At 72.8% G+C, this 25,634-nt stretch carries 28 protein-coding genes and 1 riboswitch; of the genes, 12 read left to right on the forward strand and 16 right to left on the reverse strand.

The genetic code is table 11. From position 1 onward, the window contains the following. The first annotated feature begins 179 nt into the window (after window positions 1–179). From ACFU5F_RS19125 to ACFU5F_RS19135, 3 genes are all read left to right on the forward strand, one after another. Window positions 180–1,175, forward strand: coding sequence for a DEDDh family exonuclease (locus ACFU5F_RS19125; RefSeq protein ID WP_383888376.1), 996 nt, complete (start codon window positions 180–182; stop codon window positions 1,173–1,175). A gap of 104 nt (window positions 1,176–1,279) precedes the next feature. Continuing rightward, entirely contained in the window at window positions 1,280–1,513 is a 234-nt protein-coding gene (locus ACFU5F_RS19130) for a hypothetical protein (protein WP_078580232.1), read from the forward strand. 68 nt (window positions 1,514–1,581) lie between these two features. Continuing rightward, a complete protein-coding gene (locus tag ACFU5F_RS19135; RefSeq protein WP_383888379.1) occupies window positions 1,582–2,382 on the forward strand; it encodes an SURF1 family protein in 801 nt (266 codons plus the stop codon). 20 nt (window positions 2,383–2,402) lie between these two features. Here the strand turns inward: ACFU5F_RS19135 and ACFU5F_RS19140 are convergent, their stop codons facing one another. The 4 genes from ACFU5F_RS19140 to ACFU5F_RS19155 all read right to left on the reverse strand — a co-directional run bounded on the left by ACFU5F_RS19140 (window position 2,403) and on the right by ACFU5F_RS19155 (window position 6,321). After that, window positions 2,403–3,362, reverse strand: coding sequence for a hypothetical protein (locus ACFU5F_RS19140; protein WP_383888382.1), 960 nt, complete (start codon window positions 3,360–3,362; stop codon window positions 2,403–2,405). 304 nt (window positions 3,363–3,666) lie between these two features. Continuing rightward, a complete protein-coding gene (locus ACFU5F_RS19145; protein ID WP_383888384.1) occupies window positions 3,667–3,855 on the reverse strand; it encodes a YbdD/YjiX family protein in 189 nt (62 codons plus the stop codon). After that, entirely contained in the window at window positions 3,852–6,002 is a 2,151-nt protein-coding gene (locus ACFU5F_RS19150; protein WP_383888386.1) for a carbon starvation CstA family protein, read from the reverse strand. Before ACFU5F_RS19150 ends, ACFU5F_RS19145 begins: the two co-directional genes overlap by 4 nt. Before the next feature lie 64 nt (window positions 6,003–6,066). Then, window positions 6,067–6,321, reverse strand: coding sequence for a DUF3311 domain-containing protein (locus tag ACFU5F_RS19155; RefSeq protein ID WP_383888389.1), 255 nt, complete (start codon window positions 6,319–6,321; stop codon window positions 6,067–6,069). A gap of 195 nt (window positions 6,322–6,516) precedes the next feature. On the opposite strand from ACFU5F_RS19155, the gene ACFU5F_RS19160 reads away from it, so the two are divergent. Genes ACFU5F_RS19160 through ACFU5F_RS19180 form a run of 5 tightly spaced genes read left to right on the forward strand, consistent with a single transcriptional unit; the run spans window position 6,517 to window position 11,647 of the window. Next, a complete protein-coding gene (locus ACFU5F_RS19160; RefSeq protein ID WP_383888391.1) occupies window positions 6,517–8,073 on the forward strand; it encodes a sodium:solute symporter in 1,557 nt (518 codons plus the stop codon). Then, entirely contained in the window at window positions 8,070–8,735 is a 666-nt protein-coding gene (locus tag ACFU5F_RS19165; protein WP_383888394.1) for a SigE family RNA polymerase sigma factor, read from the forward strand. The genes ACFU5F_RS19160 and ACFU5F_RS19165 overlap by 4 nt, the downstream gene beginning before the upstream one ends. Next, on the forward strand, window positions 8,732–9,025 hold the full coding sequence (locus ACFU5F_RS19170) for a hypothetical protein (protein WP_319363818.1): 294 nt from the start codon (window positions 8,732–8,734) through the stop codon (window positions 9,023–9,025). The genes ACFU5F_RS19165 and ACFU5F_RS19170 overlap by 4 nt, the downstream gene beginning before the upstream one ends. Window positions 9,026–9,083: 58 nt before the next feature. Continuing rightward, the gene (locus ACFU5F_RS19175) at window positions 9,084–10,886 is read left to right on the forward strand and encodes a glycoside hydrolase family 15 protein (protein WP_383888397.1); all 1,803 of its coding nucleotides are present in this window, start codon (window positions 9,084–9,086) and stop codon (window positions 10,884–10,886) included. A 5-nt stretch (window positions 10,887–10,891) separates the two neighbouring features. Continuing rightward, the gene (locus tag ACFU5F_RS19180) at window positions 10,892–11,647 is read left to right on the forward strand and encodes an SDR family oxidoreductase (protein ID WP_383888400.1); all 756 of its coding nucleotides are present in this window, start codon (window positions 10,892–10,894) and stop codon (window positions 11,645–11,647) included. Window positions 11,648–11,671: 24 nt separating this feature from the next. On the opposite strand, the gene amaP is transcribed toward ACFU5F_RS19180, so the two are convergent. The 5 genes from amaP to ACFU5F_RS19205 form a co-directional block, all read right to left on the reverse strand. Further along, on the reverse strand, window positions 11,672–12,250 hold the full coding sequence (gene amaP, locus ACFU5F_RS19185; RefSeq protein ID WP_383888403.1) for an alkaline shock response membrane anchor protein AmaP: 579 nt from the start codon (window positions 12,248–12,250) through the stop codon (window positions 11,672–11,674). 6 nt (window positions 12,251–12,256) lie between these two features. Further along, window positions 12,257–12,967 (reverse strand): DUF6286 domain-containing protein, encoded by a 711-nt coding sequence (locus ACFU5F_RS19190; RefSeq protein WP_383888406.1) that lies wholly within the window; start codon window positions 12,965–12,967, stop codon window positions 12,257–12,259. Continuing rightward, window positions 12,964–13,338, reverse strand: coding sequence for a hypothetical protein (locus tag ACFU5F_RS19195; RefSeq protein WP_383888409.1), 375 nt, complete (start codon window positions 13,336–13,338; stop codon window positions 12,964–12,966). The genes ACFU5F_RS19190 and ACFU5F_RS19195 overlap by 4 nt, the downstream gene beginning before the upstream one ends. Beyond that, window positions 13,335–13,520: a hypothetical protein gene (locus tag ACFU5F_RS19200; protein WP_383888412.1), complete on the reverse strand. Its 186-nt coding sequence runs from the start codon at window positions 13,518–13,520 to the stop codon at window positions 13,335–13,337. The genes ACFU5F_RS19195 and ACFU5F_RS19200 overlap by 4 nt, the downstream gene beginning before the upstream one ends. 70 nt (window positions 13,521–13,590) lie before the next feature. Further along, window positions 13,591–14,073, reverse strand: coding sequence for an Asp23/Gls24 family envelope stress response protein (locus ACFU5F_RS19205; protein WP_383888415.1), 483 nt, complete (start codon window positions 14,071–14,073; stop codon window positions 13,591–13,593). An 86-nt stretch (window positions 14,074–14,159) separates the two neighbouring features. Here ACFU5F_RS19205 and ACFU5F_RS19210 point away from each other — a divergent pair, with 86 nt between their 5' ends. Then, entirely contained in the window at window positions 14,160–14,897 is a 738-nt protein-coding gene (locus tag ACFU5F_RS19210; RefSeq protein ID WP_383888418.1) for a nucleopolyhedrovirus P10 family protein, read from the forward strand. A gap of 55 nt (window positions 14,898–14,952) precedes the next feature. Here the strand turns inward: ACFU5F_RS19210 and ACFU5F_RS19215 are convergent, their stop codons facing one another. The 3 genes from ACFU5F_RS19215 to abc-f form a co-directional block, all read right to left on the reverse strand. After that, window positions 14,953–15,744 (reverse strand): enoyl-CoA hydratase/isomerase family protein, encoded by a 792-nt coding sequence (locus ACFU5F_RS19215; protein ID WP_383888421.1) that lies wholly within the window; start codon window positions 15,742–15,744, stop codon window positions 14,953–14,955. Between the two features lie 159 nt (window positions 15,745–15,903). Next, entirely contained in the window at window positions 15,904–16,125 is a 222-nt protein-coding gene (locus ACFU5F_RS19220) for a helix-turn-helix domain-containing protein (protein WP_006123601.1), read from the reverse strand. 362 nt (window positions 16,126–16,487) lie between these two features. Continuing rightward, a complete protein-coding gene (gene abc-f / locus ACFU5F_RS19225; protein ID WP_319363826.1) occupies window positions 16,488–18,086 on the reverse strand; it encodes a ribosomal protection-like ABC-F family protein in 1,599 nt (532 codons plus the stop codon). 340 nt (window positions 18,087–18,426) lie between these two features. Between abc-f and ACFU5F_RS19230 the strand changes: the two genes are divergently transcribed. Further along, window positions 18,427–18,855, forward strand: a complete 429-nt coding sequence (locus ACFU5F_RS19230) for a VOC family protein (protein ID WP_383888424.1) — start codon at window positions 18,427–18,429, stop codon at window positions 18,853–18,855. 24 nt (window positions 18,856–18,879) lie between these two features. Here the strand turns inward: ACFU5F_RS19230 and ACFU5F_RS19235 are convergent, their stop codons facing one another. The 3 genes from ACFU5F_RS19235 to ACFU5F_RS19245 all read right to left on the reverse strand — a co-directional run bounded on the left by ACFU5F_RS19235 (window position 18,880) and on the right by ACFU5F_RS19245 (window position 22,840). Continuing rightward, window positions 18,880–20,274, reverse strand: coding sequence for a hypothetical protein (locus ACFU5F_RS19235; RefSeq protein ID WP_383888427.1), 1,395 nt, complete (start codon window positions 20,272–20,274; stop codon window positions 18,880–18,882). 213 nt (window positions 20,275–20,487) lie between these two features. Continuing rightward, window positions 20,488–21,615: an alpha/beta hydrolase gene (locus ACFU5F_RS19240; RefSeq protein ID WP_383888430.1), complete on the reverse strand. Its 1,128-nt coding sequence runs from the start codon at window positions 21,613–21,615 to the stop codon at window positions 20,488–20,490. A gap of 484 nt (window positions 21,616–22,099) precedes the next feature. After that, window positions 22,100–22,840, reverse strand: a complete 741-nt coding sequence (locus tag ACFU5F_RS19245; RefSeq protein WP_383888433.1) for a class II aldolase/adducin family protein — start codon at window positions 22,838–22,840, stop codon at window positions 22,100–22,102. A gap of 308 nt (window positions 22,841–23,148) precedes the next feature. Here ACFU5F_RS19245 and ACFU5F_RS19250 point away from each other — a divergent pair, with 308 nt between their 5' ends. Beyond that, window positions 23,149–24,399, forward strand: a complete 1,251-nt coding sequence (locus ACFU5F_RS19250) for an anion permease (RefSeq protein WP_383888436.1) — start codon at window positions 23,149–23,151, stop codon at window positions 24,397–24,399. A gap of 31 nt (window positions 24,400–24,430) precedes the next feature. Then, window positions 24,431–24,652: a hypothetical protein gene (locus tag ACFU5F_RS19255; RefSeq protein ID WP_383888438.1), complete on the forward strand. Its 222-nt coding sequence runs from the start codon at window positions 24,431–24,433 to the stop codon at window positions 24,650–24,652. Window positions 24,653–24,782: 130 nt separating this feature from the next. On the opposite strand, the gene ACFU5F_RS19260 is transcribed toward ACFU5F_RS19255, so the two are convergent. Then, entirely contained in the window at window positions 24,783–25,094 is a 312-nt protein-coding gene (locus ACFU5F_RS19260) for a hypothetical protein (RefSeq protein WP_383888440.1), read from the reverse strand. A 340-nt stretch (window positions 25,095–25,434) separates the two neighbouring features. Then, window positions 25,435–25,519: riboswitch (cobalamin riboswitch) on the forward strand. Window positions 25,520–25,634 lie beyond the last annotated feature (115 nt).

Here is a 25,634-nt window from a genome sequence, read left to right on the forward strand (position 1 = left end):
GATCCGCCGGTCGGTGACGACTAGACGTTGTTACTGACAAGTATTTCCGGTGGCACGCGCTTGCTTCTTGGCGCTCTCCGCCAATCCGGCCGGGGCGGGACGGGGCTGTCGCTCCGTCACCCGCCCCTCTCCGACGCCGGGTAACAGGCTGTCAGTCTCGGCCCGTATCCTCAGGGACCATGCTCGAAGACCACACGACCGCAGCGCCGCAAGCGCCTTGGCCGGCCGCGTACCCCCAGGGGTACGCGGTCGTCGACGTGGAGACGACCGGATTGTCCCGGGACGACCGGATAATCTCCGCGGCCGTGTACAGACTGGACGCGCGGGGCGAGGTCGAGGACCACTGGTACACACTGGTCAATCCCGAGCGAGATCCGGGGCCGGTCTGGATCCATGGGCTGACCAGCGACGTACTCGAAGGGGCGCCACTCTTCCGGGAGATCGCCCAGGAGTTCTCCACGCGGCTCGCGGACCGCGTACTCGTCGCGCACAACGCGGTGTTCGACTGGTCGATGATCGCCCGGGAGTACGCGCGCGCGCAGACCGAGGCACCCGTGCGGCAGCGGCTGTGCACCATCGCGCTGTCGAAGGAGCTGGGCCTTCCGCTGCCCAACCACAAACTGGAGTCGCTGGCGGCGCACTTCGGGGTCGTCCAGCAGCGCGCTCACCACGCGCTGGACGACGCGCGGGTGCTGGCGGAGGCCTTCCGGCCCAGCCTGCGGGTCGCCGCCGCGAGCAACGTACGACTGCCGCTGCACGAGTGCCGGCCGCTGACCGAGTGGCGGGAGAGCCCCGCCGCACCCCGGATCGGACAGCAGGCGGGCCCCGGCGGCTTCGGCGCCCAACGGCCCACCAGTTGGCGCCCCTCGCGGAAGCGGCCCGCCTGCCCCCACCCGAACCCCGGGCGCTACGAGGACGGCAAACCGCTCAAGCAGGGCATGCGGGTCGCCTTCTCCGGGGACACCTCGGTCGAACGCGAACTGCTGGAGGACCGCGCGATCGAGGCCGGGCTGCACGTGGCGACGAGCCTGTCCCGGGTGACCAGCCTCCTCGTCACCAACGACCCCGACTCGCACACGTCGAAGGTCGTCAAGGCCCGGCAGTACGGGACGCCGGTCGTGGACGAGGCGGCGTTCGGGCAACTGCTCCGGGATGTCGAGCCCGCCGACGGGTGAGGTGCGGGGAGGCCCGTGGCGGCGGCCGTACGGATGGGTGATTGGCACGCGACTCGCCCGCCGCCCGCTCGCCCGCGCGGTGGTGACGGCTCACCCTGTGGCGCATGGCGAGATGCGAAGTTTGTGGCAATGACTACGGAATGACCTTCGAGATCCACGCGCAGGGGGCGGTACACGTCTTCGACTGCTTCTCCTGTGCGATCCACCGCATGGCCCCCATCTGCGAGCACTGCCGGGTGCAGATCATCGGCCAGGGTGTCGACGTCGACGGGCACTGGTACTGCGGCGCCCACTGCGCGCGGGCCGAGGGGAGGGCGGGCATCGTCGACAAGGTCTGACCACGCCCCCGCGGCCCGAGCGGACACCCGCCCGAACACACCCCATGGCCGAGTTGTACGGTCGTGGGGTGTACCGCTTCCTGTTGTCCCGGCAGTGGGTGACCCTCACGCTGCTCTCGCTCGTCCTGATCCCGACCATGGTCAGGCTGGGCATCTGGCAGATGCATCGCTACGAGGAGCGCAGCGCCCGGAATCAGCTCGTCGCCGACGCGCTGGCCGCGAAGCCGGTGCCCGTGGAGCGGCTGACCTCGCCCGGGCACACCGTCACCAGCGCCGAGCGCTACCGCACGGTGACCGCGAAGGGCCGCTTCGACACCGACGACGAGGTCGTCGTCCGGCGCCGCGTCAACGCCGACGACGAGGTCGGCTTCCACGTCCTGACCCCGTTCGTGCTCGACGACGGCAAGGTGCTGCTCGTCAACCGGGGCTGGATCCCCGCGGACGGCCCGAGCCAGACCGCGTTCCCCAGGATTCCCGCGCCGGCCGGCGGCGAGATCACCGTCACCGGACGACTGATGCCCGACGAGACGACCGAGGCGAGCGGCATCAAGGATCTCCAGGGCCTGCCGGACCGGCAGATCATGCTGATCGACAGCGAGCGGGAGGCGGACCGCCTCGGCGTCCCGGTGCTCGGTGGCTATCTCGCGCAGACGGCGCCCGAGCCGAAGGGGGACACGCCGGAGCAGCTCGGCAGCCCCGGCGACGAGAACGCCGCGCTGAACTACGCCTACGCCCTGCAGTGGTGGCTTTTCGCGCTCGGTGTCCCGATCGGCTATGTCGTCCTCGTCCGCCGCGAGCGCCGCGACCGCGCGGAGGCCGCGACCGCCGCGGCGGAGGAGGAGAAGGAGACGGCGTCCGCGTCGGCATAGCAGGAGTCCCGGGCTCGGTCTCAGGTCCGGCCGCGGCCGTCGGCCGCCCGCTCCCGCCAGTACGCGAACGTGCGGTCCGGCTCGGGCAGCAGGTCCCACGGGTGGCGTGTCATGTGACGGCCCAGGCGCCGGAAGACGGGTGCGGCCTGCGCGGGACGGTGGGCGCGGGTCAGGGCGAACGCGAGGATGTTGAGGTCGGTGACGGCTTCGGCGTGAGGTGCGGTGCCGGTGTCGAACCAGCTGGTGAGGGCCAGGTCGATCTCGTGGACGGACCGGGGCTCGTGCCAGTTGCCGCCGCCCGAGCCGAGCGTTTCGAACGGGGCCGTGTCCTGGCGGTGGGCCATGAGTTCGACGCGGGCCGCCACGGGGAGCAGGGCGAGCGGTGAGCCGTGGGGTGCCCGGGCGGCGGCCTGCCAGGCGAAGTCCATCATGTCGGGGACCGTGCCGTGTCCGCGCGGCGACAGGTAGCGGAGCAGGCGGTGGTGGGCCGTGCGGAGCCAGGGGGCCCGGTCGACGGCCTCGGTCCACACCGGCACCGCGTCCCTGACCGGTACGGCGCAGGTGTCCATCAGGGACAGCAGCGCCAGCCAGGGGGTGGGGTCCTCGGGGCAGGCTTCGGCGGCGCGGAGGCAGGAGTGTTCGGCCCGGCGGACGGCGGCCCGGTCGGTGGCGGAGGTGCGGTACGACTCGGCGAAGGCGCGCAGGGTGAGGGCGTCGCCGTCGTCCGGGCGGTCCGCCGTCCAGCGTTGGGGGACGGCGGCGGGGAGGTGCCGGGCCAGTACGGCGAGGCGGTGTGCTCGGCGGTCCCAGTCACGGCCGGTGTCCCGGAGGAGGTCGGCCACGCGTTCCCATGGGGGGCGGGTGCTGCCGGCGCCGAGGCCGTGGAGCTGGGGGGCGGGGCGGAGTTCGGTCAGGGTCCTGTGCAGGGGATCGTCGTCGAGTTCGTCACGGATCAGGAGGGCGGGTCGGCGTCTCAGCATCTCTGGATCCGGGGTCGGGGGTGGGGTGGGAGCGGGGTGGGTTCGGGTGCGTGGTTCGGGTGCGGGCCCGGTGGGGCTTCTCGCGCAGTCCCCGCGCCCCTGAGAAGCACGGGCTGCGCCCAGAGCTTTCCAGGCCCGCAGGGCGGTCGCTTTTCAGGCCAGCAGGGCCGTCGCTTTCAGGCCCGCAGGGGCCTGCGCTTTCAGGGGCGCGGGGAACTGCGCGACCAGCCCCCACGCACCCGCACCCGCACCCGACCACGCACCCCTCGGCCGACACGGCCGCGGAGCGGTCCGCGGCCGCGACTCAGCAGCAGCGGCCCTCCGGGTGTTCCTCTCGCCGCCGGGTCCGCAGGGCGTCGTACTCCCTGCGGGTCGGGAGAGGGGCCTGAGGATGGTGCCGGCGGTGCCGTGCGCAGTAGCGGTCGTACTCGGCCTCGCCGGTCAGCTCCCGCAGGTACCAGCGGACCCCGCGCACCCAGTTCCGGGCGGTCACCGGCGAGCCCCCACCAACTCCTTCTCGGAGTCCCCCACGTCGATGTGCGACTCGACGTACGGGGCCTCGGTGGACGGCAGCGGGACCGGGGAGCGTACGGCGCGGACGCACACCACGGCGCAGTTGACCAGGACCGTGAGGACCAGGATCAGGAAGATCGCCATGATCACGCCGTCGACCGTGTTGTTGGTGACGATCGTGTGCATGTCGTCCATGGTCGTGGCGCCGGGCAGGAGTTCGCCCCTGTCGACGGCCGCCGCGTACTTGTCGCGGAGGGCGAAGAAGCCGATGGCCGGGTTGTCGGAGAAGATCTTCTGCCAGCCGGCGGTGAAGGTGACCGCCACGTCCCAGGCCAGCGGGATACCGGTGACCCAGGCCCAGCGCAGCTTGCCCGACTTGATCAGGACCGTCGTCGTCACGGCCAGCGCGACCGCGGCGAGCAGCTGGTTGGCGATGCCGAAGAGGGGGAACAGCTGCTTGATCCCGCCGAGGGGATCGGTGACACCGGCGTAGAGGAAGTAGCCCCAGGCGCCGACGACCAGAGCGCTGGTGATCCAGATGCCCGGCTTCCAGGTGACACGGCCGATCGGCTTCCAGACGTTGCCGAGCATGTCCTGGAGCATGAAGCGGCCGACGCGGGTGCCGGCGTCCACCGTGGTGAGGATGAACAGGGCCTCGAACATGATCGCGAAGTGGTACCAGAAGGCCTTCATCCCGGCGCCGCCGAAGACCCCGGCGAAGATCTCCGACATGCCCACGGCCAGGGTCGGCGCGCCCCCGGAGCGGCCGACGAGGGTCTGCTCCTCGACGGCCTTGGCCGCCGCCGTGAGCTGGTCCGGGGTGATGGTGAAGCCGAGGTTCTTGACGGCCTCGGCGGCGGTGTCCACGGTCGGGCCGAGCAGCGCGGCCGGGGAGTTCATGGCGTAGAAGAGGCCGGGCTCCAGCACACACGCGGCGATGAGGGCCATCACGGCGACGAAGGACTCCGTGAGCATGGAGCCGTAACCGATCAGCCGGACCTGCGACTCCTTCTGGATCAGCTTCGGCGTGGTGCCGGAGGAGACCAGGGCGTGGAAGCCGGACAGCGCGCCGCAGGCGATGGTGATGAAGAGGAAGGGGAAGAGGGAGCCGGCGAAGACCGGTCCGGTTCCGGTGTGCGCGAACTCGGTGACCGGCTCGGCGCGGAGGTTCGGGGCGGCGACCACGACACCGACGGCCATCAGCGCGATGGTGCCGACCTTCATGAAGGTGGAGAGGTAGTCGCGCGGGGCCAGCAGCATCCACACGGGGAGTACGGAGGCGACGAAGCCGTAGCCGACCAGGCAGAAGACCAGGGTCTCGGGGCTCCAGACGAAGTACTCGGCGAGCGAGGAGTCCTGGATCCAGCCGCCGCCGACGATGGCGAGCAGCAGCAGGGCGACGCCGATGAAGCTGGTCTCCACGACCCGGCCGGGGCGCAGATAGCGCAGGTAGAAGCCCATGAAGAGGGCGATCGGGATGGTCATGGTGACCGAGAAGGTGCCCCAGGCGGACTCGGCGAGGGCGTTGACGACGACCATCGCGAGGACCGCGAGCAGGATGATCATGATGGCGAAGACGCCGATCAGCGCGGCGGCGCCGCCCACCTTGCCGATCTCGTCGCGGGCCATCTGGCCGAGGCTCTTGCCGTCCCGGCGCATGGAGAGGAAGAGGACGATCATGTCCTGCACGGCACCGGCGAAGATCACGCCCGCGATGATCCAGATGGTGCCCGGCAGATAGCCCATCTGGGCCGCCAGCACCGGTCCAACCAGCGGGCCCGCGCCGGCGATGGCCGCGAAGTGGTGGCCGAACAGCACCCGCTTGTCGGTCGGGTGGTAGTCGACGCCGTCCTCCAGGCGTTCGGCCGGGGTGGCCCGGGTGTCGTCGGCCTGGAGGACCCGGCGCACGATGAACCGCGAGTAGAAGCGGTAGCCGATCGCGTACGAACCGAGGGCCGCCATGAGCAGCCAGACGGCCGAGATCTCCTCGCCCCGGGACAGGGCGAGCACGGCCCAGCCGGTCGCGCCGACGAGGGCCACGGCTATCCACAGCGCGATCGATCTCGGCGACATGCGGGATTTCTCCGGGCCCTCGGGACCGGATTCGGGCATGACTGACACAGACATGGCGGCTCCTGATTTCAACGGGTGTTGCGGCGGTGTGCGGCAGGGACGATCGGGCGGGTGCGGCTCAGTGATGTCGGTCGGGGCGCGGTCCGTCCGGACGACGCCCCTCCTGGCGGCGGCCGGTCAGCGCGTACGCGGCGAGCAGGCAGAGGCCGCATCCCGGGACCCAGGCGAGCTGGTACCAGTAGAAGAACGGCGTTCCCGCGAGCCGTGGCTCCGCACCGGCGTACCAGGGGACCCAGAGCAGTCCCGCGGCGGGGGCGAGCAGCAGGACGGCGGTCGCGACGCGCCGTAGTCGCTGGTGAGCGTGGTGTGCCATGGGCTCTGCTCCTCTCCCTGTCGCTGTGGGTCTGTGCAAGAGTTGCCCACCCGACGGATCCGGTTGACAGCGAATTCCAGAAGATTCCCCGAAGATTTCCCGCCGCCGTGTGTCCTCCGAACCGGCCGTCCGCGCAACCAACACGCGAGGGCCGAGGCACACCCGCGAGCCCAGGCACACCAAGGACGGTGACCCATGGCGGACGCAGCCATGACCGCGACGTTCCTCGCCGTGATCGGCGGAGCGTCGCTGCTCGCCGTGACCGCGCGCCGGCTGCGCCCCTCGGCGCGGCTGCCGTCGCTGGAGGGGTGGGCGCTGGCCGACCGGAGCCTCGGCCCGGTGTGGACCTGGCTGCTGCTCGGCGGGACGATCTTCACCGCGTACACCTTCACCGCCGTGCCGGGCCTCGCGTACGGCAACGGGGCGCCCGCCTTCTTCGCGGTGCCGTACACGGTGATCGTGTGCCCGCTGGCCTTCGTCCTGCTGACCCGTCTCTGGGAGGTCGCCCGGCGGCACGGCTATGTGACGGCCGGGGACTTCGTGCGCGGGCGGTACGGTTCGGCGCCGCTGGCCCTGGTGGTGGCGCTGACCGGGATCCTCGCGACGATGCCGTACCTGGCGTTGCAGCTGCTCGGCATCCGGGCCGTGCTGACGGCCGGGGGCGTCTATCCGCGGGGCGCGGCCGGTGACCTCGTGATGGTGGCGCTGTTCGCGGGGCTCGCGGTGGCGACGTACCGGCACGGGCTGCGGGCGCCCGCGGTGATCTCGGCGCTGAAGGCGGTGGCCGTGTTCGTGTCGCTGACCGCCGTGTGCTGGTTGGTGCTGGAACGGTTCGGCGGCCCGGGCGCGGTCTTCGAGGGAGCGGCCCGGCGGCTCGGCGGCACCGGGGTCGAGGGGTCCGCGCTGCTGCTGGCCCCCGAACAGCAGCCCGCCTACGCCACCCTCGCGCTCGGCTCGGCCCTGGCCCTGCTGATGTACCCGCACGTCCTCACCGCCGGGTTCGCCGCCGACGGGCCGCACACGGTCCGCAAGGTCTCCGTGGCGCTGCCCGCCTGGACGGGACTGCTCGCCCTCTTCGGGTTCCTCGGCATCGCCGCGCTCGCGTCCGGGGTGCGGGCACCCGAGGGCGGTGCCGAGGCGGCCGTACCGATGCTGGTGGACCGGCTGATGCCGGGACCGCTGGCGGGACTGGTGTTCGGCGCGATCACCGTGGGTGCGCTGGTCCCGGCGGCGGTGATGTCGATCGCGGCCGCCACGGGCTTCGTCCGCAACGTGTACGTCGAGTACTTCCAGCCCACCGCCACGCCCAAGCGCCAGGTCCGCATCGCCAAGGTGGTGTCCCTGACCGCGAAGGTGGGGGCGATCGCGTTCGTGTTCGGGCTGCGTGACCAGGACGCCATCAACCTCCAGCTCCTCGGCGGGGTGTGGATCCTGCAGATCTTCCCGGCGGTGGCCGTCGGCCTCTTCACCGGACGGCTGCACCCCCGGGCGCTGCTCGCCGGGTGGGGCGTGGGCATGCTGACCGGCACGTTCCTGGTGGTGCGCGAGGGCTTCTCGTCCATCGTGCTCCTGGGCGGCGGCTCGCTGGAGATCTACGCCGGCCTGCTCGCGCTCCTGCTCAACCTGACCGTCGCCGTCGTCGGCACCACGGTCCTCGAACGGCTCGGTGTCCCGCGCGGCGCCGACGCGACCGACCTACCGTCCCGCCTGACCGTCAGGCGGCGCCCCGAGACGGGAGCGAGCAACCCGTGAGACGCAGACAGCACCTCCGTGTGCCGGTGCCCCCGGCCGCATCCGCACCCCTGGCCGCCGCCGGGCAGCCCCGGAGCCAGGTGCCGGCCCCGGCCGAACCCCAGGTACCGCACCCCGGACAGGTCCCGAACCCCGCCCTGCCGCCGGGCGCCCTCGGCGATCCCGCCGACGTGGAGCGCGAGGCGGGCGTCGCCCGGCTGTTCGAGCTGCACTACTCCTCGATGCTGCGGCTCGCGGTGCTGCTGGGCGCCGACGACCCGGAGAACGTGGTCGCCGAGGCGTACTACCAGATCTACCGCAAGTGGCGGCGCCTGCGGGACGCCGAGGCCGCGGAGGCGTATCTGCGGTCGACGGTCTGCAATCTGACCCGGATGCGGATACGGCACCTCCAGGTCGCCCGCAAGCACGTGGAGACCCCGGCGGCCGAGGAGCCGGTCGCCTCCGCGGAGAGCACCGCGCTGCTCCACGACGACCAGCGGGTGCTGATCGGCGCGCTCCAGCACCTGCCCGCCCGGCAGCGGGAGGCCCTCGTGCTGCGCCACTGGCTGGGGCTGAAGGAGAGCGAGATCGCGGCCGCGATGGGTATCTCCTGCGGCTCGGTCAAGACTCACACCGCACGCGGCCTCGCCGCCCTGACGCAGGCGATGGAGGCCCGGCGATGAACGACACCACCGGCAACGACACCGGCCGGGACCGCACCGAGCGGGAGCTGGCCGAGGCACTCGCCGCGCTGGCGGGCGGGGTCCACGCCGCCCCCGACGCCTATCGCACGGCCCGTGGCGACTGGCTCCGCCGCGAACGCCGACGGCGGCTCGTCCTCGCGGTCCTCGTCCTCCTGGTCTTCGCCCTCGCCACCCTGCTCGGCCTCTGGGTGCTCAACCAGGCCCCCTCCGGCTCGGGGGTGATCTTCTCGGGAGTGGGCGGGACCACGGCGGGCACGGGGCCGGGCTGACGCACTCCCTCCGGATCCCGCCGGATTGATCACCCTCGGCCCCGGGAACCCGCACCCCGTGCACCCCCCTATCGAGGACTACGCGCTGATCGGCGATCACCAGACGGCCGCGCTGGTGAACCGCCACGGTTCCATCGACTGGCTCTGCCTGCCCCGCTTCGACTCGGCCGCCTGCTTCGCCGCGCTGCTCGGCGATCAGGAGAACGGGCACTGGACGCTCGCGCCCCCAGGGGGCGGAACCTGCGCGCGACGCGCGTACCGACACGACTCGCTCGTCCTCGACACCGACTGGGAGACCGAGGAGGGCACGGTACGGGTCACCGACCTGATGCCGCAGCGCGACCGCTCCCCCGATGTCGTACGGATCGTGGAGGGGCTGTCCGGCCGCGTGACCATGCGCAGCACGGTGCGGCTGCGCTTCGACTACGGCTCGGCCGTGCCGTGGATGCGCCGGTCGGACGGTCACCGTGTGGCGGTCGCCGGCCCGGACTCGGTGTGGCTGCGCAGCGAACCCGGTGTGCGGTCCTGGAGCGAGGACCGCGCCACGTACGCGGAGTTCACCGTCGAACCGGGCGAGAAGATCGCGTTCGTCCTGACCTGGCACCCCTCGCACGAGCCCCGGCCCCGTCTCGTCGACCCCCACGAGGCGCTGCGGTCGAGCCTGCACGACTGGCGGGCCTGGGCGGCGCGCTGCCGGTACGACGGGCCGTACCGGGACACGGTGGTCCGCTCCCTGATCACCCTCAAGGCCCTCACCTACGCCCCGACCGGCGGGATCGTCGCGGCCGCCACCACCTCCCTCCCCGAGGAGATCGGCGGGGTCCGCAACTGGGACTACCGCCACTGCTGGCTGCGTGACTCCGCCCTCACCCTCGGCGCGCTGCTGTCCTGCGGCTACCAGGAGGAGGCGGAGGCCTGGCGCGACTGGCTGCTGCGCGCGGCCGCGGGCGACCCGGCCGACCTGCAGATCATGTACGGCCTGGCCGGTGAGCGCCGTATCCCCGAGTACGACCTGCCCTGGCTGTCCGGGTACGAGGACTCGCGCCCGGTCCGGGTCGGCAACGACGCCGTACGGCAGTTGCAGCTTGACGTGTACGGCGAGGTCATCGACTCCGTGTTCGTGTCGCGGCGTGCGGGTCTGCCCGACAAGCCCGACATGTGGCGGATGCAGTGCGCGCTGATGGAGTATCTGCGGACGGCCTGGCGCAAGCCGGACGAGGGGCTGTGGGAGGTGCGCGGGCCGCGCCGCCACTTCACGCACTCCAAGGTGATGTGCTGGGTGGCCGCCGACCGGGCGGTGCGCACCCTGGAGGCCGATCCGGACCTGACGGGCGGCGACCTGGAGGTCTGGCGGGCGCTGCGCGACGAGATCCACCGCGAGGTCTGCGACCGTGGCTACGACCCGGACCGGAACACCTTCACCCAGTCGTACGGTTCCCGCGAACTCGACGCCTCCCTGCTGCTCATCCCCCTCATGGGCTTTCTGCCGCCGGACGACCCCCGGGTCGTGGGCACCGTCGACGCGATCCGCGACGAGCTGAGCCACGAAGGGCTGGTCCGCCGTTACGGACTGGACCACCGCGCGGCCGCGACCACCTCCGTCGACGGCCTGCCGGGCGGCGAGGGCGCGTTCCTCGTCTGTTCGTTCTGGCTGGCGGACGCACTGCATCTCACCGGCCGCACGGCAGAGGCGCGCGAGCTGTTCGAACGGCTGATGGGGCTGGTCAACGACGTGGGACTGCTGGCGGAGGAGTACGACCCCGTCGCGGGTCGGCAGCTCGGGAACTTCCCCCAGGCGTTCAGCCACGTCGGTCTCGTGGGTACCGCCCTCACCCTCTTCGAGGGCGAGGAGGCAGGATAGGGGCCATGGATCTTGGGCTGAAGGACCGTGTCTACATCGTCACCGGAGCGACCCGCGGACTGGGGCACGCGGTCGCGCGGGAACTCGTCGCCGACGGCGCGAGGGTGGTCCTCACGGGCCGCGAGGAGGAGAGCGCCCGGGCGGCGGCCGCCGCTCTCGGGGCGAACGCGGTGGGCGTGGCCGTGGACAACGCCGACCCCGCGGCCGCCGGGCTGCTGATCGCCGCCGCGCGCGACCGCTTCGGACGTTTCGACGGCATCCTCGTCAGCGTGGGCGGGCCGGCACCCGGGTTCGTCGCCGACAACACGGACGAGCAGTGGACCGCCGCGTTCGAGTCCGTGTTCCTCGGGGCGGTCCGCCTGGCGCGGGCGGCCGCCGAGGAACTGGGTGAGGGCGGTGTCATCGGGTTCGTGCTGTCCGGGTCCGTGCACGAGCCGATTCCCGGGCTGACCATCTCCAACGGGCTGCGTCCCGGGCTCGCCGGGTTCGCCAAGTCGCTCTCCGACGAGCTGGGGCCGCGAGGCATCCGGGTCGTGGGGCTGCTCCCGGCCCGTATCGACACGGACCGGGTGCGCGAGTTGGACGGGATGTCGGCGGATCCGGAGGCGACGCGGGCCGCGCACGAGTCACGCATCCCGTTGCGGCGGTACGGGCGCCCGGAGGAGTTCGGGCGGACGGGGGCGTTCCTGCTCTCCCCGGCCGCGTCCTATCTGACGGGGATCATGCTGCCGGTGGACGGCGGGATGCGGCACGGGTTCTGACGGTCCGCCCGGCGGGGCGGGCCGTCAGCTGACCCGCTCCGCCCGGTGCCGGGCTCCCCGCAGTCTGACCTCCGCCGGGAGTTCGGCCAGTCCCGCCGAGTCCCTGGCACGGGACAGGGCCTGCGAGGTCAGGGTGCGCAGGGCGTCGCCCGGGTTCACGTGGGGCTGCAGGAGGAGGCGGATCCGGGCCTCTGGGGCGTCGCGGCGGCCCGTCAGGCGGGTGTGGGCCCGTTCGACGCCGTCCTCCTCGGCCGCCTCGGTGGTGAGTACGCCCTCCAGCGCACGGCCGCGCAGCAGCGCGCCCTCACCGTCGCCGGTGTCGACGAGGACCTCGGCGAGCCGGTGGCGCCGCAGGACCGCGGTCAGCCACCACAGGGCGAGCAGCACGAGCAGGGCGAGCACGGCGATGACGGTGGGCCACCACCAGCCGGAGTCGTGCCACCGGGTCCGGTCGGCGTCACTGAGCAGGACGTCCTTGCGGCCGTCGTGCGGCCACCACGAGGGCGCGTCCGCACCGAGTCCGACGGCGAGCACGGCGCCGCCGGCCACGGCCGGCACGAGCCCGGCCAGTCCGAGCAGCACCCGGGTCACGATCCTCAGCATCGCGCCTCATCCCTTCCGGCCGGGCCGGCGGACATGCACCGACAGAGCGGGCGGCCGGGACAGGCCGAGCCCCCGGATGCCGTCGGCGAGCGTGACGTCCAGGTCGGCCCGTACCTCGTCGAGCTCCCGGAAGTGCGACACCGCGCGGACGTCGACCCGTCTGCGGCCCGCCCGGACCCGTACGGACCGCACACCGGACACCTCCATGGCCCGGTCGCGCAGGGCGAGCGCGGCGGCGTCCCGGTGCAGTCCGGCCCGGACCCGCGGGTGGACGCGCCGCATCGGCAGGACGTCCCGCAGCCCGGGGGTCACGGCGAGCACCAGCAGCCAGAGGCCGAGGAGCACGGCGACCGAGGCGCCGGCCAGCACCCATGGGTCGTCGAGGGGGCGCTCGGCGAGTTCCCGGGCCAGCGAGCGGCGCCACTGCATGGCGGGCCGCCCGGCGCGGACGGCGACCACGTCGTACAGGAGGAGGCCCACGCCGCCGAGGAGCAGGACGGCGAGGACGCCCGCGGGGATCCTGCGCGCGGACCAGAACCGCTTCTCGCCGCCGTCGTCGTCGGGGGCGGACGGCGGATCGTACGCGGCGGCGGACGCGGACTGGTCGGCGTCGCGGCCGGCGGCCGTCCCGCCCACGGCCGCCTCGTCCGTGCCGTCGGTCTTCTCGATGACGGGTAGTCGTCGCGTGGTGCCTTCGGAACGCCGGGGTTCGCTCATCGCGTCCTCCCCTGTGCCACGTCGTGTGCGTGCGCCGGATGCAGCCGTTCCACCGTGACGGCCACCTCCGGCACGTGCATTCCCGCCAACGTCCCTACCCGCTCGATGACATGACGACGCACCGCAGCGCATTGGCCACCGATGTCCGAGGGGTACGGGAGCCCGAGCATCACATGGACGCGCGCGGTCTCGTGGAGGACCCGGACCGTGGCGTTCGGGGGCGCGGAGCCCCGCGCCCGCGCCGGCAGTGCTTCGCGCGCCGCCTGCGCGGCGATCTTCGCAACCACCCGGTCGGCGATCCGGATCGCCCCGCGCTCGCCGGGCTCGACGGCTCCGCGCCCCGCGGGACGGCCGCTGTCCACCGGAGTCACCGGCGTCGGTCGTCGCGCGAGCGGAAGAAGTCGCCCAGTTCCAGGTCGCCCTCCAGCAACCGGCCGACGACGAAGCCGACGGCACCCAGCGCGGCCACCAGCAGGAAGGCGCCGAATCCGCCGAAGTACCCGGCGAAGCCCAGCGCCATCCCGGCGATCATGCCGATCATGGCCAAGCTCATCCTGTGCTCCTAGACACTCGCGGACAACTGACGTACGGGGTGGGCCGGGCGCTCAAGGCCGGGGACGCGCTCACTGCAGCCGGGAGTCGGGCTCCTCGTCCTCCTCGTCGGGCAGCTTCACGTCACTGACCGCGATGTTGACCTCGACGACCTCCAGGCCGGTCATCCGCTCGACGGCCGCGACGACGTTCTCGCGCACATCACGGGCCACGTCGTCGATGGACACCCCGTAGTCGACGACGATCTCCAGGTCGAGCGCGGTCTGCACCTCGCCGACCTCGACCTTCACACCCCGGGTCACGGACTTGGCCCCGCCGGGCACCCGGTCCCGCACGGCCCCGAAGGTCCGGGAGAGCCCGCTGCCCATGGCATGGACGCCCACGACCTCCCGCGCGGCGAGTCCGGCGATCTTCTCCACGACGCCGTCGGCGACGGTCGTACGCCCCCGGCTCGCCGGATCTCCGCCGCGCCGGGTGGCTCTGCGCCCGGCCTGCGGCGATTCCTTGGTGGTGTCGGGCCCTTCCGTCCGGTTCCGCTCCGTCATGTCAGTCATGCCGTACGTCCCTTCCGGTCGTCCCCCTCAGCCCACAGTAAGCGCGGTTGCGGCACCGCGCGCCGGGGATGCGGCAGGCTGGAGGAATGACGGCGGACGGTTGGACCAAGGCGGTACGCCGGCAGCTCGGACCGGGCCGTGTGCTCCCCCTGGGCGGCCCGCAGGACGGCGCGTGGATCACGGAACGAGCGGCCTCGTCGGTGCTGCGCGGCGCGGCCGCCACACTGCGGGGGCTCAGTCTCGGCACGCTCCGTATCGCACTGACGGACCCCGACGGACACGAGCCGGCCGTGCCCGCGCCGCCGAGCGCGCTCCCGTCCGGCCCGCTGCGTGTCACGGCCGATTTCGCGGCCCTGGCGAGCCCGGCCGCCGAGCCCTTCCCCGCGAGGGCGGCCCGGCTGCGCGGCGTGCTGGCCTCCGCCGCAGAGGCGGGGCTCGGTCTGCGGGTGGCGGAGGTGGATCTCCGGCTGACCCATCTGCTGGACGACGAGGGGGCCGTCCCCCCGGCCCCGGCGCGTCCGTCCGCCGCCCCGCCTCCGCCCGCCGACGACGAGCACGCGCGCGCGGCCGCCGCGGGGCTCTCGGTTCCCGGCGTGCGCCGTCTGACCACCGCCCTCGGTGCCTCCGGCACGACGGGGCCCGTCCTCCCCCGCCGCCATGTGCTCGTGGACCTGTGCGTGACGGAGGAACGACGGGTTCTGGACGTGGCACGCGAGGTGCGGGCGGCGGTGGGTGAGGCACTGGCGGACCACCCGACGGTCGCGGTACTCGTCACCGCGGTGACGAGCGGGGCCGCTCTGGCCCGACCGCCGGAATCGCCGTAGATCGCCGTGCATTCCCGTGGATCGCGGTAGATCGCCGTGGATCGCCGGTTGCCGGCTACTCCGCGATGCCCGCCAGGTCGCGCAGGCGCCGTGCCTGCGCCGCCCGCTCGGCCGCGCGCTGCTGGTCGTAGTCGCGGTCCACGGCTCCCCGCAGCAGCGCCTTCGTCTCGATCACCGCGTCCCGCGGGGCGGAGACCAGCGCGCCGGCGAGATCCCGTACGGCGTCGGCGAGCTGGTCACCGGGCACGGCGAGGTTCGCGAGCCCGATCCGCTGCGCCTCGTCCGCCTGGACGAAGCGTCCGGTGAGGCAGATCTCCAGCGCGCGGGCGTACCCGACGAGAGCGACCAGGGGATGCGTGCCCGTGAGGTCGGGCACCAGCCCGAGGCTGGTTTCGAGCATGGCGAACTGCACGTCGTCGGCGACGACGCGCAGATCACAGGCGAGGGCGAGCTGGAAGCCCGCACCGACGGCGTGTCCCTGCACGGCGGCGATGGACACGATGTCGTTGCGCCGCCACCAGGTGAACGCCTCCTGGAACTCGGCGATGGTCGAGTCGAGCCCGGCGTCGTCACGGCGCGCGAGATCGACGAATGAGGGCTCACCCTCGATGCCTTCGGGCGTGAACATCTGCCGGTCGAGGCCGGCGGAGAACGATTTGCCCTCGGCACGCAGCACGACCACACGGACGGAGCCCGGCACCGACCGCCCGGTTTCGGTGAGCGCCCGCCACAGAGCGGGGCTCTGCGCGTTGCGCTTGTCCGGGTTGGTCAGCGTCACCGTGGCGATGGCGTCGTCGACGGTGAGCCGTACGCCGTCCTGGTCGAGCAGCGGTTCGAGCGAAGCCATGGTGCGCCTCCGATGTGTGCGGTCAGCCGAGCGATGGAGCATGCTAAGTGACTGCACAGTAACCACCCGGCCGGCCGGGGCTCCCCCCAGGCCCCTCAAGGGGTCTGGGGGACGACCGGCCGGATGGTCACCATCGAAGCCGATGGACCGCCCGGCGCGTCAGGCCGAGGCGGCTTTCTTGCCCCGCGTCGCGCCGCCACGCCCACGGAGCGTGACGCCCGATTCGCTGAGCATCCGGTGTACGAAGCCATACGAGCGGCCGGTTTCCTCGGCCAGCGCCCGAATGCTCGCACCGGAGTCGTACTTCTTCTTCAGGTCTGCCGCGAGCTTGTCGCGCGCGGCGCCGGTTACCCGGCTGCCCTTCTTCAGAGTCTCGGCCACCCGGTCCTCCTCATGGGAAGTGCGCTCTGGTCTCCTCATGATCACCCCTCCGGGGCGTGATGGCCACCCATTCGGCAAGGTCCGTGGGACAAGGTTGTGACGACAGGAGCGCGTACTCACGAGCGGAAGCTGTGATTCCACCCAAGCTTGTCCGTACACCCGAACGGATGGTTCCGCAGAAGTGCCAGGTCAGAGACGCACGAGGGCCGAGCCCTGCGCACGCAGGGGCTCGGCCGTGAAATCGGTGGAGGACACACCCCGGTACGAGGAGATCTCACACAGATGGTGGATCACGGATGGGCCGAATGATCCAGATGCAGTTGATCAACCCGGGCAATCGGCCCATCCGATCGGATGTTCGCTCAGGCGAGCGCCACGAGGTCCGCGTAGTCCGCGCCCCACAGGTCCTCGACGCCGTCCGGCAGCAGGATGATCCGCTCCGGCTGGAGCGCCTCGACCGCACCCTCGTCGTGGGTGACGAGGACGACCGCGCCCTTGTAGGTGCGCAGCGCGCCGAGGATCTCCTCGCGGCTCGCGGGGTCGAGGTTGTTCGTCGGCTCGTCGAGGAGGAGGACGTTCGCGGACGACACCACCAGGGTCGCGAGCGCCAGGCGGGTCTTCTCACCGCCGGACAGGACCCCGGCCGGCTTGTCGACGTCGTCGCCGGAGAAGAGGAACGAGCCGAGCGTCTTGCGGATCTCGACCAGGTCCAGGTCGGGCGAGGCGGAGCGCATGTTCTCCAGGACCGTGCGCTCGGGGTCGAGGGTCTCGTGCTCCTGGGCGTAGTACCCGAGCTTGAGACCGTGGCCCTCGATCACCTCACCGGTGTCGGGCTTCTCGACCCCGCCGAGCAGCCGCAGGAGGGTGGTCTTGCCGGCGCCGTTGAGGCCGAGGATGACGACCCGGGAGCCCTTGTCGATGGCCAGGTCGACGTCGGTGAAGATCTCCAGCGAGCCGTACGACTTCGACAGGCCCTCGGCGGTGAGCGGGGTCTTGCCGCAGGGCGCGGGCTCGGGGAAGCGCAGCTTGGCGACCTTGTCGGAGACCCGGACCGCGTCGAGGCCCGCGAGGAGCCGGTCGGCGCGCTTGGCCATGTTCTGGGCGGCGACCGTCTTGGTGGCCTTGGCGCGCATCTTGTCGGCCTGCGAGTGCAGCGCGGCCGCCTTCTTCTCGGCGTTCTGCCGCTCCCGCTTGCGGCGCTTCTCGTCGGCCTCGCGCTGCTGCTGGTACAGCTTCCAGCCCATGTTGTAGACGTCGATCTCGGCGCGGTTGGCGTCCAGGTAGAACACCTTGTTGACGACCGTCTCGACCAGGTCGACGTCGTGGGAGATCACGATGAAGCCGCCGCGGTAGGTCTTCAGGTAGTCCCGCAGCCAGACGATCGAGTCGGCGTCGAGGTGGTTGGTCGGCTCGTCGAGGAGCAGGGTGTCCGCGTCGGAGAACAGGATCCGGGCCAGCTCGATACGGCGGCGCTGACCGCCGGAGAGGGTGTGCAGCGGCTGGCCGAGCACGCGATCGGGCAGGTTGAGCGCGGCGGCGATGGTGGCGGCCTCGGCCTCGGCGGAGTACCCGCCCTTGGTGAGGAACTCCGTCTCCTGGCGCTCGTACTGCTTGAGCGCCTTCTCCCGGGTCGCGCCCTGGCCGTTGGCGATCCGCTGTTCGTTGTCGCGCATCTTGCGGATCAGTACGTCGAGGCCGCGCGCGGAGAGGATGCGGTCGCGGGCGAGGACGTCGAGGTCGCCGGTGCGGGGGTCCTGCGGGAGGTAGCCGACCTCGCCGGAGCGGGTGATGGTGCCGCCGGCCGGGATGCCCTCGCCGGCCAGGCACTTGGTGAGGGTGGTCTTGCCGGCGCCGTTGCGGCCCACCAGGCCGATGCGGTCGCCCTTGGCGATGCGGAAGGTGGCGGACTCGATCAGGACGCGGGCACCGGCGCGCAGCTCGACGGCGGAGGCGGAGATCACGGACAGACTCCAGGGCGGATCGGGGGTGGCGGGTGGGCGGCTGAGGACGTTCCCGCCGTCTAATGCGCGAGGAGAATGGCCATGGGCCGATTCTAACTGGGGGCGGCAAGCGGTTTTCCGCCCGTGTGACAAGGGATCACGTGGTCTCGGTCACCGGCGCGACGGGCCCAGGTCGCGGCCGGGGCCCGTCGTTCGGATCAGGATCAGGCGACTGACGGTGCTGGTCGACCCCGCGTCTGCGGCGTGGTCCGCACGACAGGCCCTGGTTCGCCGCCGGGGGCGTTGTCGGTGGCGGGTGCCAAACTGGGCAGCGGGTCGTATTCCGGACGACGGAGAGGTCGTGATCGGTATGACGGGCAGGAGCGACGGACGTCCGAGCGTCTACCCGACACTGCTGTACGCGGACGCCAAGGCCGCCATCAGACAGCTCACGGAGGCGCTGGGCTTCACCGAGCTGTCGGTCTACGAGGGCGAGGACGGCGTGGTGCGGCACGCCGAGCTGACGCAGGGCAACGGCGCGGTGATGATCGGCTCCAAGGGCAGCGGCAGCGTCTTCGACGGCGCGATGAAGGGCGCGGGACCCGCCGGGGTGTACATCGTCGTGTCCGCCGACGACCTGGACGCCCACCACCGGCGGGCCGTGGAGCACGGCGTGGAGATCCTGACGCCCCCGACGGACCAGGACTACGGCTCGCGGGACTACATGGCCCGGGACGCCGAGGGCAATGTGTGGAGCTTCGGCACGTACGCCCCCGAGACGGGAGGCTGAGGCGCCCTCCCGCCTCTCCCCCGGTCAGCTGCCTCCGGTGTGCACCTGGAAGGCGGCGCGGCGGACGGCCTTGGCGAGGGCCGGGTCGGGGTGGGCGGCGGCGAGGGCCACCAGGACCTGGACGGTGCGGGGATGACCGACCGCGCGGACCTCGGCCAGCAGCGCGGGGACCGTGGGCTGCACCGCGGACTCCAGGTGCCGCACGAGGAGCGGGGCCTCGCCGTGGTCGGCGACGGCGGCGGCGGTGTCCACCCAGAGCCAGGTGGACTCCTCGCGGGTGAGGACCTCGTGGGCGTCCTCGGGGTCGGCACCGTCGTGCTCGGCGAGCCAGAGCAGGGCGTAGGGGCGCAGCGGGGTCTCGTCGGCGACCGTGCGGACGTCGGGCTCGGCGGGGGCGCCGACGACGCGCAGGGCCTCGAAGGCGAGGCCGCGGATGAGGGCGTCCTCACCGCGCGCGGCGGCGATCAGCTCGGTGACGGCGCCGCCCACGGGGCGGGCGGCGAGCCAGGCGCGGTACTCGGCGCGGGCCGCGTTCGGGCGGAGCTGGGCGCAGCCTCTGAGCATGTCCTCGGCGGAGACCTCGATGTTTCCGGCGGGGCTCTGCGCGGCGACGCAGATCTGCTCCAGCTTGACCCAGACCGCCCAGCTGCCGAGCGGGGTGAGGGTGGCCTGGGCGTCGCCGTAGGTGAGGGCGCCGACGGAGGCGAGGGCGCGCAGGGACCAGTCGAGGAGCGGGGCGAGGGGGGTGTCCCCGGCGGGTTCGGGGCTCGGCTCGGGCTGGGGCCCGTAGGGGACCTCGCAGCGCTCGGTGCGCAGTTCGGTGACCCGCTGCTCCAAGAGGTCGAGGAGCTGCTCGACGGGGACGGGCCCGGCGGAGAGCTGGAGGAAGGAGAGGACCTGGGGCATGGCCGACACGACCTCGGCCACCGCCGCGGGCTCGCGGTCCTCGGGCTCGGGGTAGGCGATGGACCAGGCGTCGAAGAACGCGACCCAGCCGCGCAGGACGGCGCTGTCGTCGCGGTGCCAGGCGCGCAGTCGCCAGCCGGGGCGCGCGCTGTCGCCGTGCACCTCGACGAGGCCGGCCAGCCGTGCCGTGTCCCAGTCGTGGCGGACCTGATCCGGGGTCAGGCCGAGTTCGGCGGCGGCTCGTTCGGCGGTCGCGGCGGAGAGGGTGCCCTTGCCGTCGGGGTTCGCGCCCTCGCGGCCGGGGCGCAGGGTGCTGTCGGCCCAGTGGGCGACGCGGGCAGCGTCGGCCAGGACGGCGCGGGCCATGCGGGCGAGTTCCGCGGGCGGTGGGGTGCCCTCCGGGGGCCGGGGGGCCGGTCGGCGGCGCTGGGTCACCGCTGCTCGGGGAGCGGCGGCCAGGGTTCGCGGGCCGACGAGGCGGAGCCTGGAGTCGCGCGGGTTACGGGACGTCACGGGGGCAGTCTTCCGGTTGACGGTCCGAAAACCCAAACGGAATGTCACAGGGGGCGACAGGGGTGGCCAACGCACGAGGTCTCCACGGGGTCTCCACGGGTCCCCCCGGGGTCGCCGCGGACGAGGATCGCGTCGGCGCGGCGCTAAGCGGAATGTGGCGTACCTCTCTGTCGCGGGCCGGTTCCGGCGGGCCTTCCGACGGCCCGCGGCCGGCTACCCGAGAGGGGTGAGGAAGCGGCGGAGGCTTTCCTCGTACGCCCTGGGGTCGGCGTTCCACATGGCGCCGTGCGGGGCGTGGCGGACCGTGCGGAGGGTGACCCGGTCGGGGCGGAGGGCGGCGAGGCGGCGGGAGGGCTCCCAGGGGGCGACGGTGTCGTCGGGGCCGTGGAAGAGCAGGGCCGGCACCCGCAGGCCCGACGGCGCCAGGTCGTCGCCGGCGGGGGCGGCGCGCAGTCCGGTGCGTCCCTGGGCGGCGCGGACCGCGAGGGGCAGCAGGGCGCCGGGGGTGCGGCGGGCGGTGGCGAGGGCCCGCAGGGTGGCGGTCCAGTCGAGGACCGGTGAGTCCAGGACGAGTCCGGAGACACGGCCGCGCAACGCGGAGTGCGTGGCGGCGCGCAGGGCCATGGTGGCGCCGGTGGACCAGCCGTGCAGGACGACCCGCTCGGCGCCGTACCGGACGGCGTACCTGAGGGCGGCGTCCACGTCGCGCCACTCGGTCTCGCCGAGGTGGTTCAGGCCGTCCGGGGAGCGGGGGGCGCCCGGGTCGCCCCGGTAGGCCGGGGCGAGGACCGGGAAGTGCTGGCGGTGCAGGCACTCGATGACGTTCAGGGTGTGCTCGCGGGTGGCGCCGAGGCCGTGCACGGCGATCACCCAGGTGTCCCGGGCGGCGGGCACGAACCAGGCGGGCAGGGTGCCGAGTTCGCCGGGGATCTCGACGTCGTCGTGGTCGAGGCCGAGCGCGGTGCGGGGGTCGCCGACGTGGAGGCCGGGGGTGAGCCGGACCTTGTCGCCGGGCTCCAGGGTGCCCCGGCTGACGCGCTCCAGGCGGCGTACGACCGCGTCGGGGGCGTGCGGGGCGCCGCTCAGGACGTCGCCGACGACCGCGTGGGAGCCGTTGCCGGTGAGGCCGTAGGTGCCGGGGCGCTGGGAGGCGAAGGCGCGGGTCAGCGCGATGCGGCCGGCCGCGGTGGAGTGCACGGTCAACCGGGGTTCCGTGGGCAGCGGTTCGCCCGGCGGGGCCTTCAGCGCGACGTCACTCGCCAGCCGGCCCGCGGCGACACTGGCCGCGCCGGCGGCGAACGCGACCCCGAGGACCGAAGCTGCCGCTCTCACTCCACGCACGGCTCCAGTGTCCCGGCGGACCGCACCGGGGGCCAGTGGGCGTGCGTCCGGGGGTGACCGGGGCGCGCCGGGCGGGGCGGCACGGCGCGATCGGGCCACCGGCCCCCGAGCGCCGGTACGGGCGGAGGTCTCGGTGCGGCCGGCAGGGGCTCGGCGGATCGCGGCCGTCCGCGACGCGGCGGACGGCCGCGAGGACGAGGCCCCGCCGGGACTCGAACGGACACGCGCGCCGATCCGACACCGGAGCCGGGCAAGGGCCGCAGCAGCTACCGGCCCACGCCGGGGACCGAGGGCGACAGGCGGCCGGACGCCGTGGGAATCGCAGCCGCGAGGGCCGGGCACCGCCAGAACACGGACGGTCGGCGCGAAGACGGTCCGATGGTGGGCGTCGGGTGCGGGCGCCGCGCCTGCGTGGGCCGTCGGGTGCGGGCTCCGCCTCCGTGGGCGGCCCGGGGCCGGAGGCGGCAGGGGCGTGGGCCGGTGGTCAGCTCGGCTGGCCGTAGCCCTTGAGGCGTTCGCCCGTCTCGTCCAGTTGTCCGGGGGTGAGCAGGTGCGGGGTGAGGTGGGGGACGGAGGACGCCTTCAGCCAGACCTGGCACATCCATTCGAGCTGGGCCGTGCGGTCGTAGGCCTCGTCGAGGCTGTCGCCGTAGGCGATCGTGCCGTGGTTCTGGAGGAGGCAGGCGGTGCGGCCCGCCAGGGCACGGAGCATGTTCTCGGCCAGCTCCGGGGTGCCGTAGGTCGCGTAGGGGGCGACCCGGACGGGGCCGCCGAGCGCCGCGGACATGTAGTGGACCAGCGGCAGCTCGTCCACGAGGGTGGAGACGGCCGTCGCGTGCACGGCGTGGGTGTGGACGACGGCGCGGGCCTCGGCCGTCGTGTGGATCGCCAGGTGCATGGGGAGTTCGCTGGTCGGACGGAGCGTGCCGAGGACCTGCCGGCCGGAGAGGTCGACGCCGGTGACGTCGTCCGGCGTCAGGCGGTCGTACGGCACTCCCGTCGGTGTGACCAGGAGGGTGTCCCCCACGCGCACGGACACGTTGCCGGACGTGCCGACGACCAGACCGTCGGCCACCGTCCGCCGGGCGGTGGCGACAAGGGCGTCCCACGCGCGCGCCACCTCGTCCGGCACCTCCCGCCGTCCCACGCCCCGCGCACCCCCGTCCACCACGTCCACCGCGTTCACGCCCCGCTCGTCCCGGACATCGCGCCGCTGCTCAGCCATGCCGTGATCCTGCCAGGCGCGGTCACTCCGATGGCCAAAACTTTGCCCACAGCCGCCGGAGCCGACCGTACGGAGTTCACCGAGGACAGCGGGCGAGCGGAGGGGTGCGCGCTGCCCCCGGACCTCGGCATTCCGCCTGCGTTCGAACGCCGGGCCGCCGCCCCGCCCGGCCCGGCTCCGCCGCCCGCGCACAAACGGAAGGGTCACCCCTCCTTCATTACACCCACGCGCCCGCCCCAGTTCATCTTCCGTTCACCCAGGTTGCTTACGGTCCTCATGCCACTGACGTCCGAAAGAAGCCCGGGTAAATGGAAAACTTCTCGCTGATCCTCGCGATCGTGGTCATCACCGCGCTTGCGTTCGATTTTACGAACGGTTTCCACGACACCGCCAACGCGATGGCCACCACCATCTCGACAGGCGCCATGAAGCCCAAGGTCGCGGTGGCCATGTCCGCCGTGCTCAACCTCGTGGGCGCGTTCCTTTCCATCGAGGTCGCCAACACCATCTCCAAGGGGCTCGTCGACGAGTCCGGCATCCAGCCAGAGGTCATCTTCGCGGCGCTCGTGGGTGCCATCCTCTGGAACCTGTTGACCTGGCTGGTCGGGCTCCCCTCCAGCTCGTCGCACGCCCTGATGGGCGGCCTCATCGGAGCCACGATCGCCTCGGTGGGCGTGGGCGCGGTGCACGGGGACGTGCTCCTCACCAAGGTGCTGATCCCGGCCATCGCCGCCCCGCTGGTCGCCGGCATCGCGGCGATGCTCGCCACCCGGCTGACGTACAAGCTCGGCAAGCACACCAACGACAAGGCCTCCGGCAAGGGTTACCGCGCCGGCCAGATCGCCTCCGCCGGCCTGGTCTCGCTGGCCCACGGCACGAACGACGCCCAGAAGACGATGGGCATCATCACGCTGGCCCTGGTGGCCGGTGGCACCCTGGCACCCGACTCCGACCCGCCGGTGTGGGTCATCGTCTCCGCCGGCATGGCCATCGCGCTCGGCACCTACCTGGGCGGCTGGCGCATCATCCGCACGATGGGCAAGGGCCTGACCGACCTCCAGCCGCAGCAGGGCTTCGCCGCCCAGACCAGCGCGGCCACGGTCATCCTGGCCTCCTCGCACCTCGGCTTCTCGCTCTCCACCACGCACTCGGTCTCGGGCGCGGTGATGGGCGCGGGTCTCGGCCGCAAGGGCGGTGTGGTCCGCTGGTCCACCGCGACCCGGATGTTCGTCGCCTGGGGCCTGACCCTGCCGGCGGCAGCACTGGTCGCCGCGCTGGCCGAGTGGGTGACGTCCTTCGGCACCTGGGGCACGGCCGTCGTCGCGGTCTTCCTCGTCGCCTCCAGCGCGGCGATCTGGCTGATCTCCCGACGCGAGGTGATCGACCACACCAACGTGAACGACACCGAGGAGCCGCCCGGGGTGGTGACGACGGCGATGGCCGCCGTGACCCCGCCGCCGGCCGGCACCGTGACCGAGGACCTGACGGCGACCATCCCGGCCCCCGCCGCCGAGACCGCGGCACCGGCGAGCTCGTCCGCGCCGACGCCCGCCGTCTGAGCCCCACGACTCCCTGAGGAAGATCACCACCATGCACATCGACTGGGCAGCTCTCGGCTCCGTCTTCGGAGTCAGCCTCGTGGTCACCGTGGCCCTCGTCGGCCTGTTCACCCTCGGCATCGTCGGCCTCTCCAAGCGGGAGGAGGCGTCGGCCCGGGGCGACTCGGTGGCGGTGGCGACCACGGGAGCGTACGTGTGCTTCGCGCTGTGCGCGGCGGCAGTCGCGTACGGCATCTCCCTGATCATGACCTGAGACCGCGCGTCCCCAGGCCCCCGGGGTCTGCGCCGACGACCGAGGAAGAACCCCTGTGCGCGTCCCGCGACGCTCCCGGGGGTTCTTTCCGTACACGGGGGGTTCTTTCCGTCTGCGGAACGCCGTCCCGTCAGCGGTGGGACGGCCTGCGCGGCCGGGACTCCCCCGGCGCGCGGTTCAGGATCCGGAGCCGTTCCGTGACCGGCGTCAGCCCCCACCACAGGCCCGCTCCGGCGGCGCCGAGCACGGTCACCGCCGGCCACACCAACGCGCGTACGTCACCGCTCGGCACGAGGAGCGCGGCCAAGGCGCCCAGTGCGACGGACAGCACGCCCGCGACGGAGCAGTAGAGCGCCAGCGGGGCGAGCGCGGTCACCTGTTCTCGCCAGACGTCCGGCCGTCCCGTGCGTGCCGAGGCGGTCGTTCTTGCCCGGTCTCCCATGGGTGCACCTCCCGTCCCCCGGGCGGTTCATGACGATCCGCCCGTTCCCGGGTCCACACGTCCCGCCAGAAAACCACAGCACGCCGCGTAGCGGAAGACGAGCAGCGCGTCACTCTCCGGGTACGGGACAGGGATCACGGCACGCCGCCGCCCGGCGGGCACCTCCCCGCGGCCGTCCGACCTCACCGGCGCCGGGGTGGAGCGCGGAAAGAGCCGATTCGGGTGTCTGACGCGATTTCGGCGGTGTGGGGCTGAGCACACCGTTGCGCCGCAGGTCAACAGCAAGTTGACGGGTCTTCCGGGGGCGTGGTGGACTGCCGGGGCCATGTACGACGGCAGGAGAGGAAGCCGGTGCGATTCCGGCGCGGTCCCGCCACTGTCACCGGGGAAGCACCACGCGAACACCTCCCGGGAGCCAGGAACTCTCGCCGTCGGTCTCGTCGAACCAGGGCGTGGACACCCTGAGTGAGGACATATCGCCATGCGCGTCCTGTGCGGCTGCCCTGCGGGGCCCGGCGTCCGGCCCCTGCCCGCCCCCGT

Origin of the sequence: Streptomyces sp. NPDC057438 (assembly GCF_042802995.1) — a bacterium.
Lineage (GTDB): Bacteria > Actinomycetota > Actinomycetes > Streptomycetales > Streptomycetaceae > Streptomyces.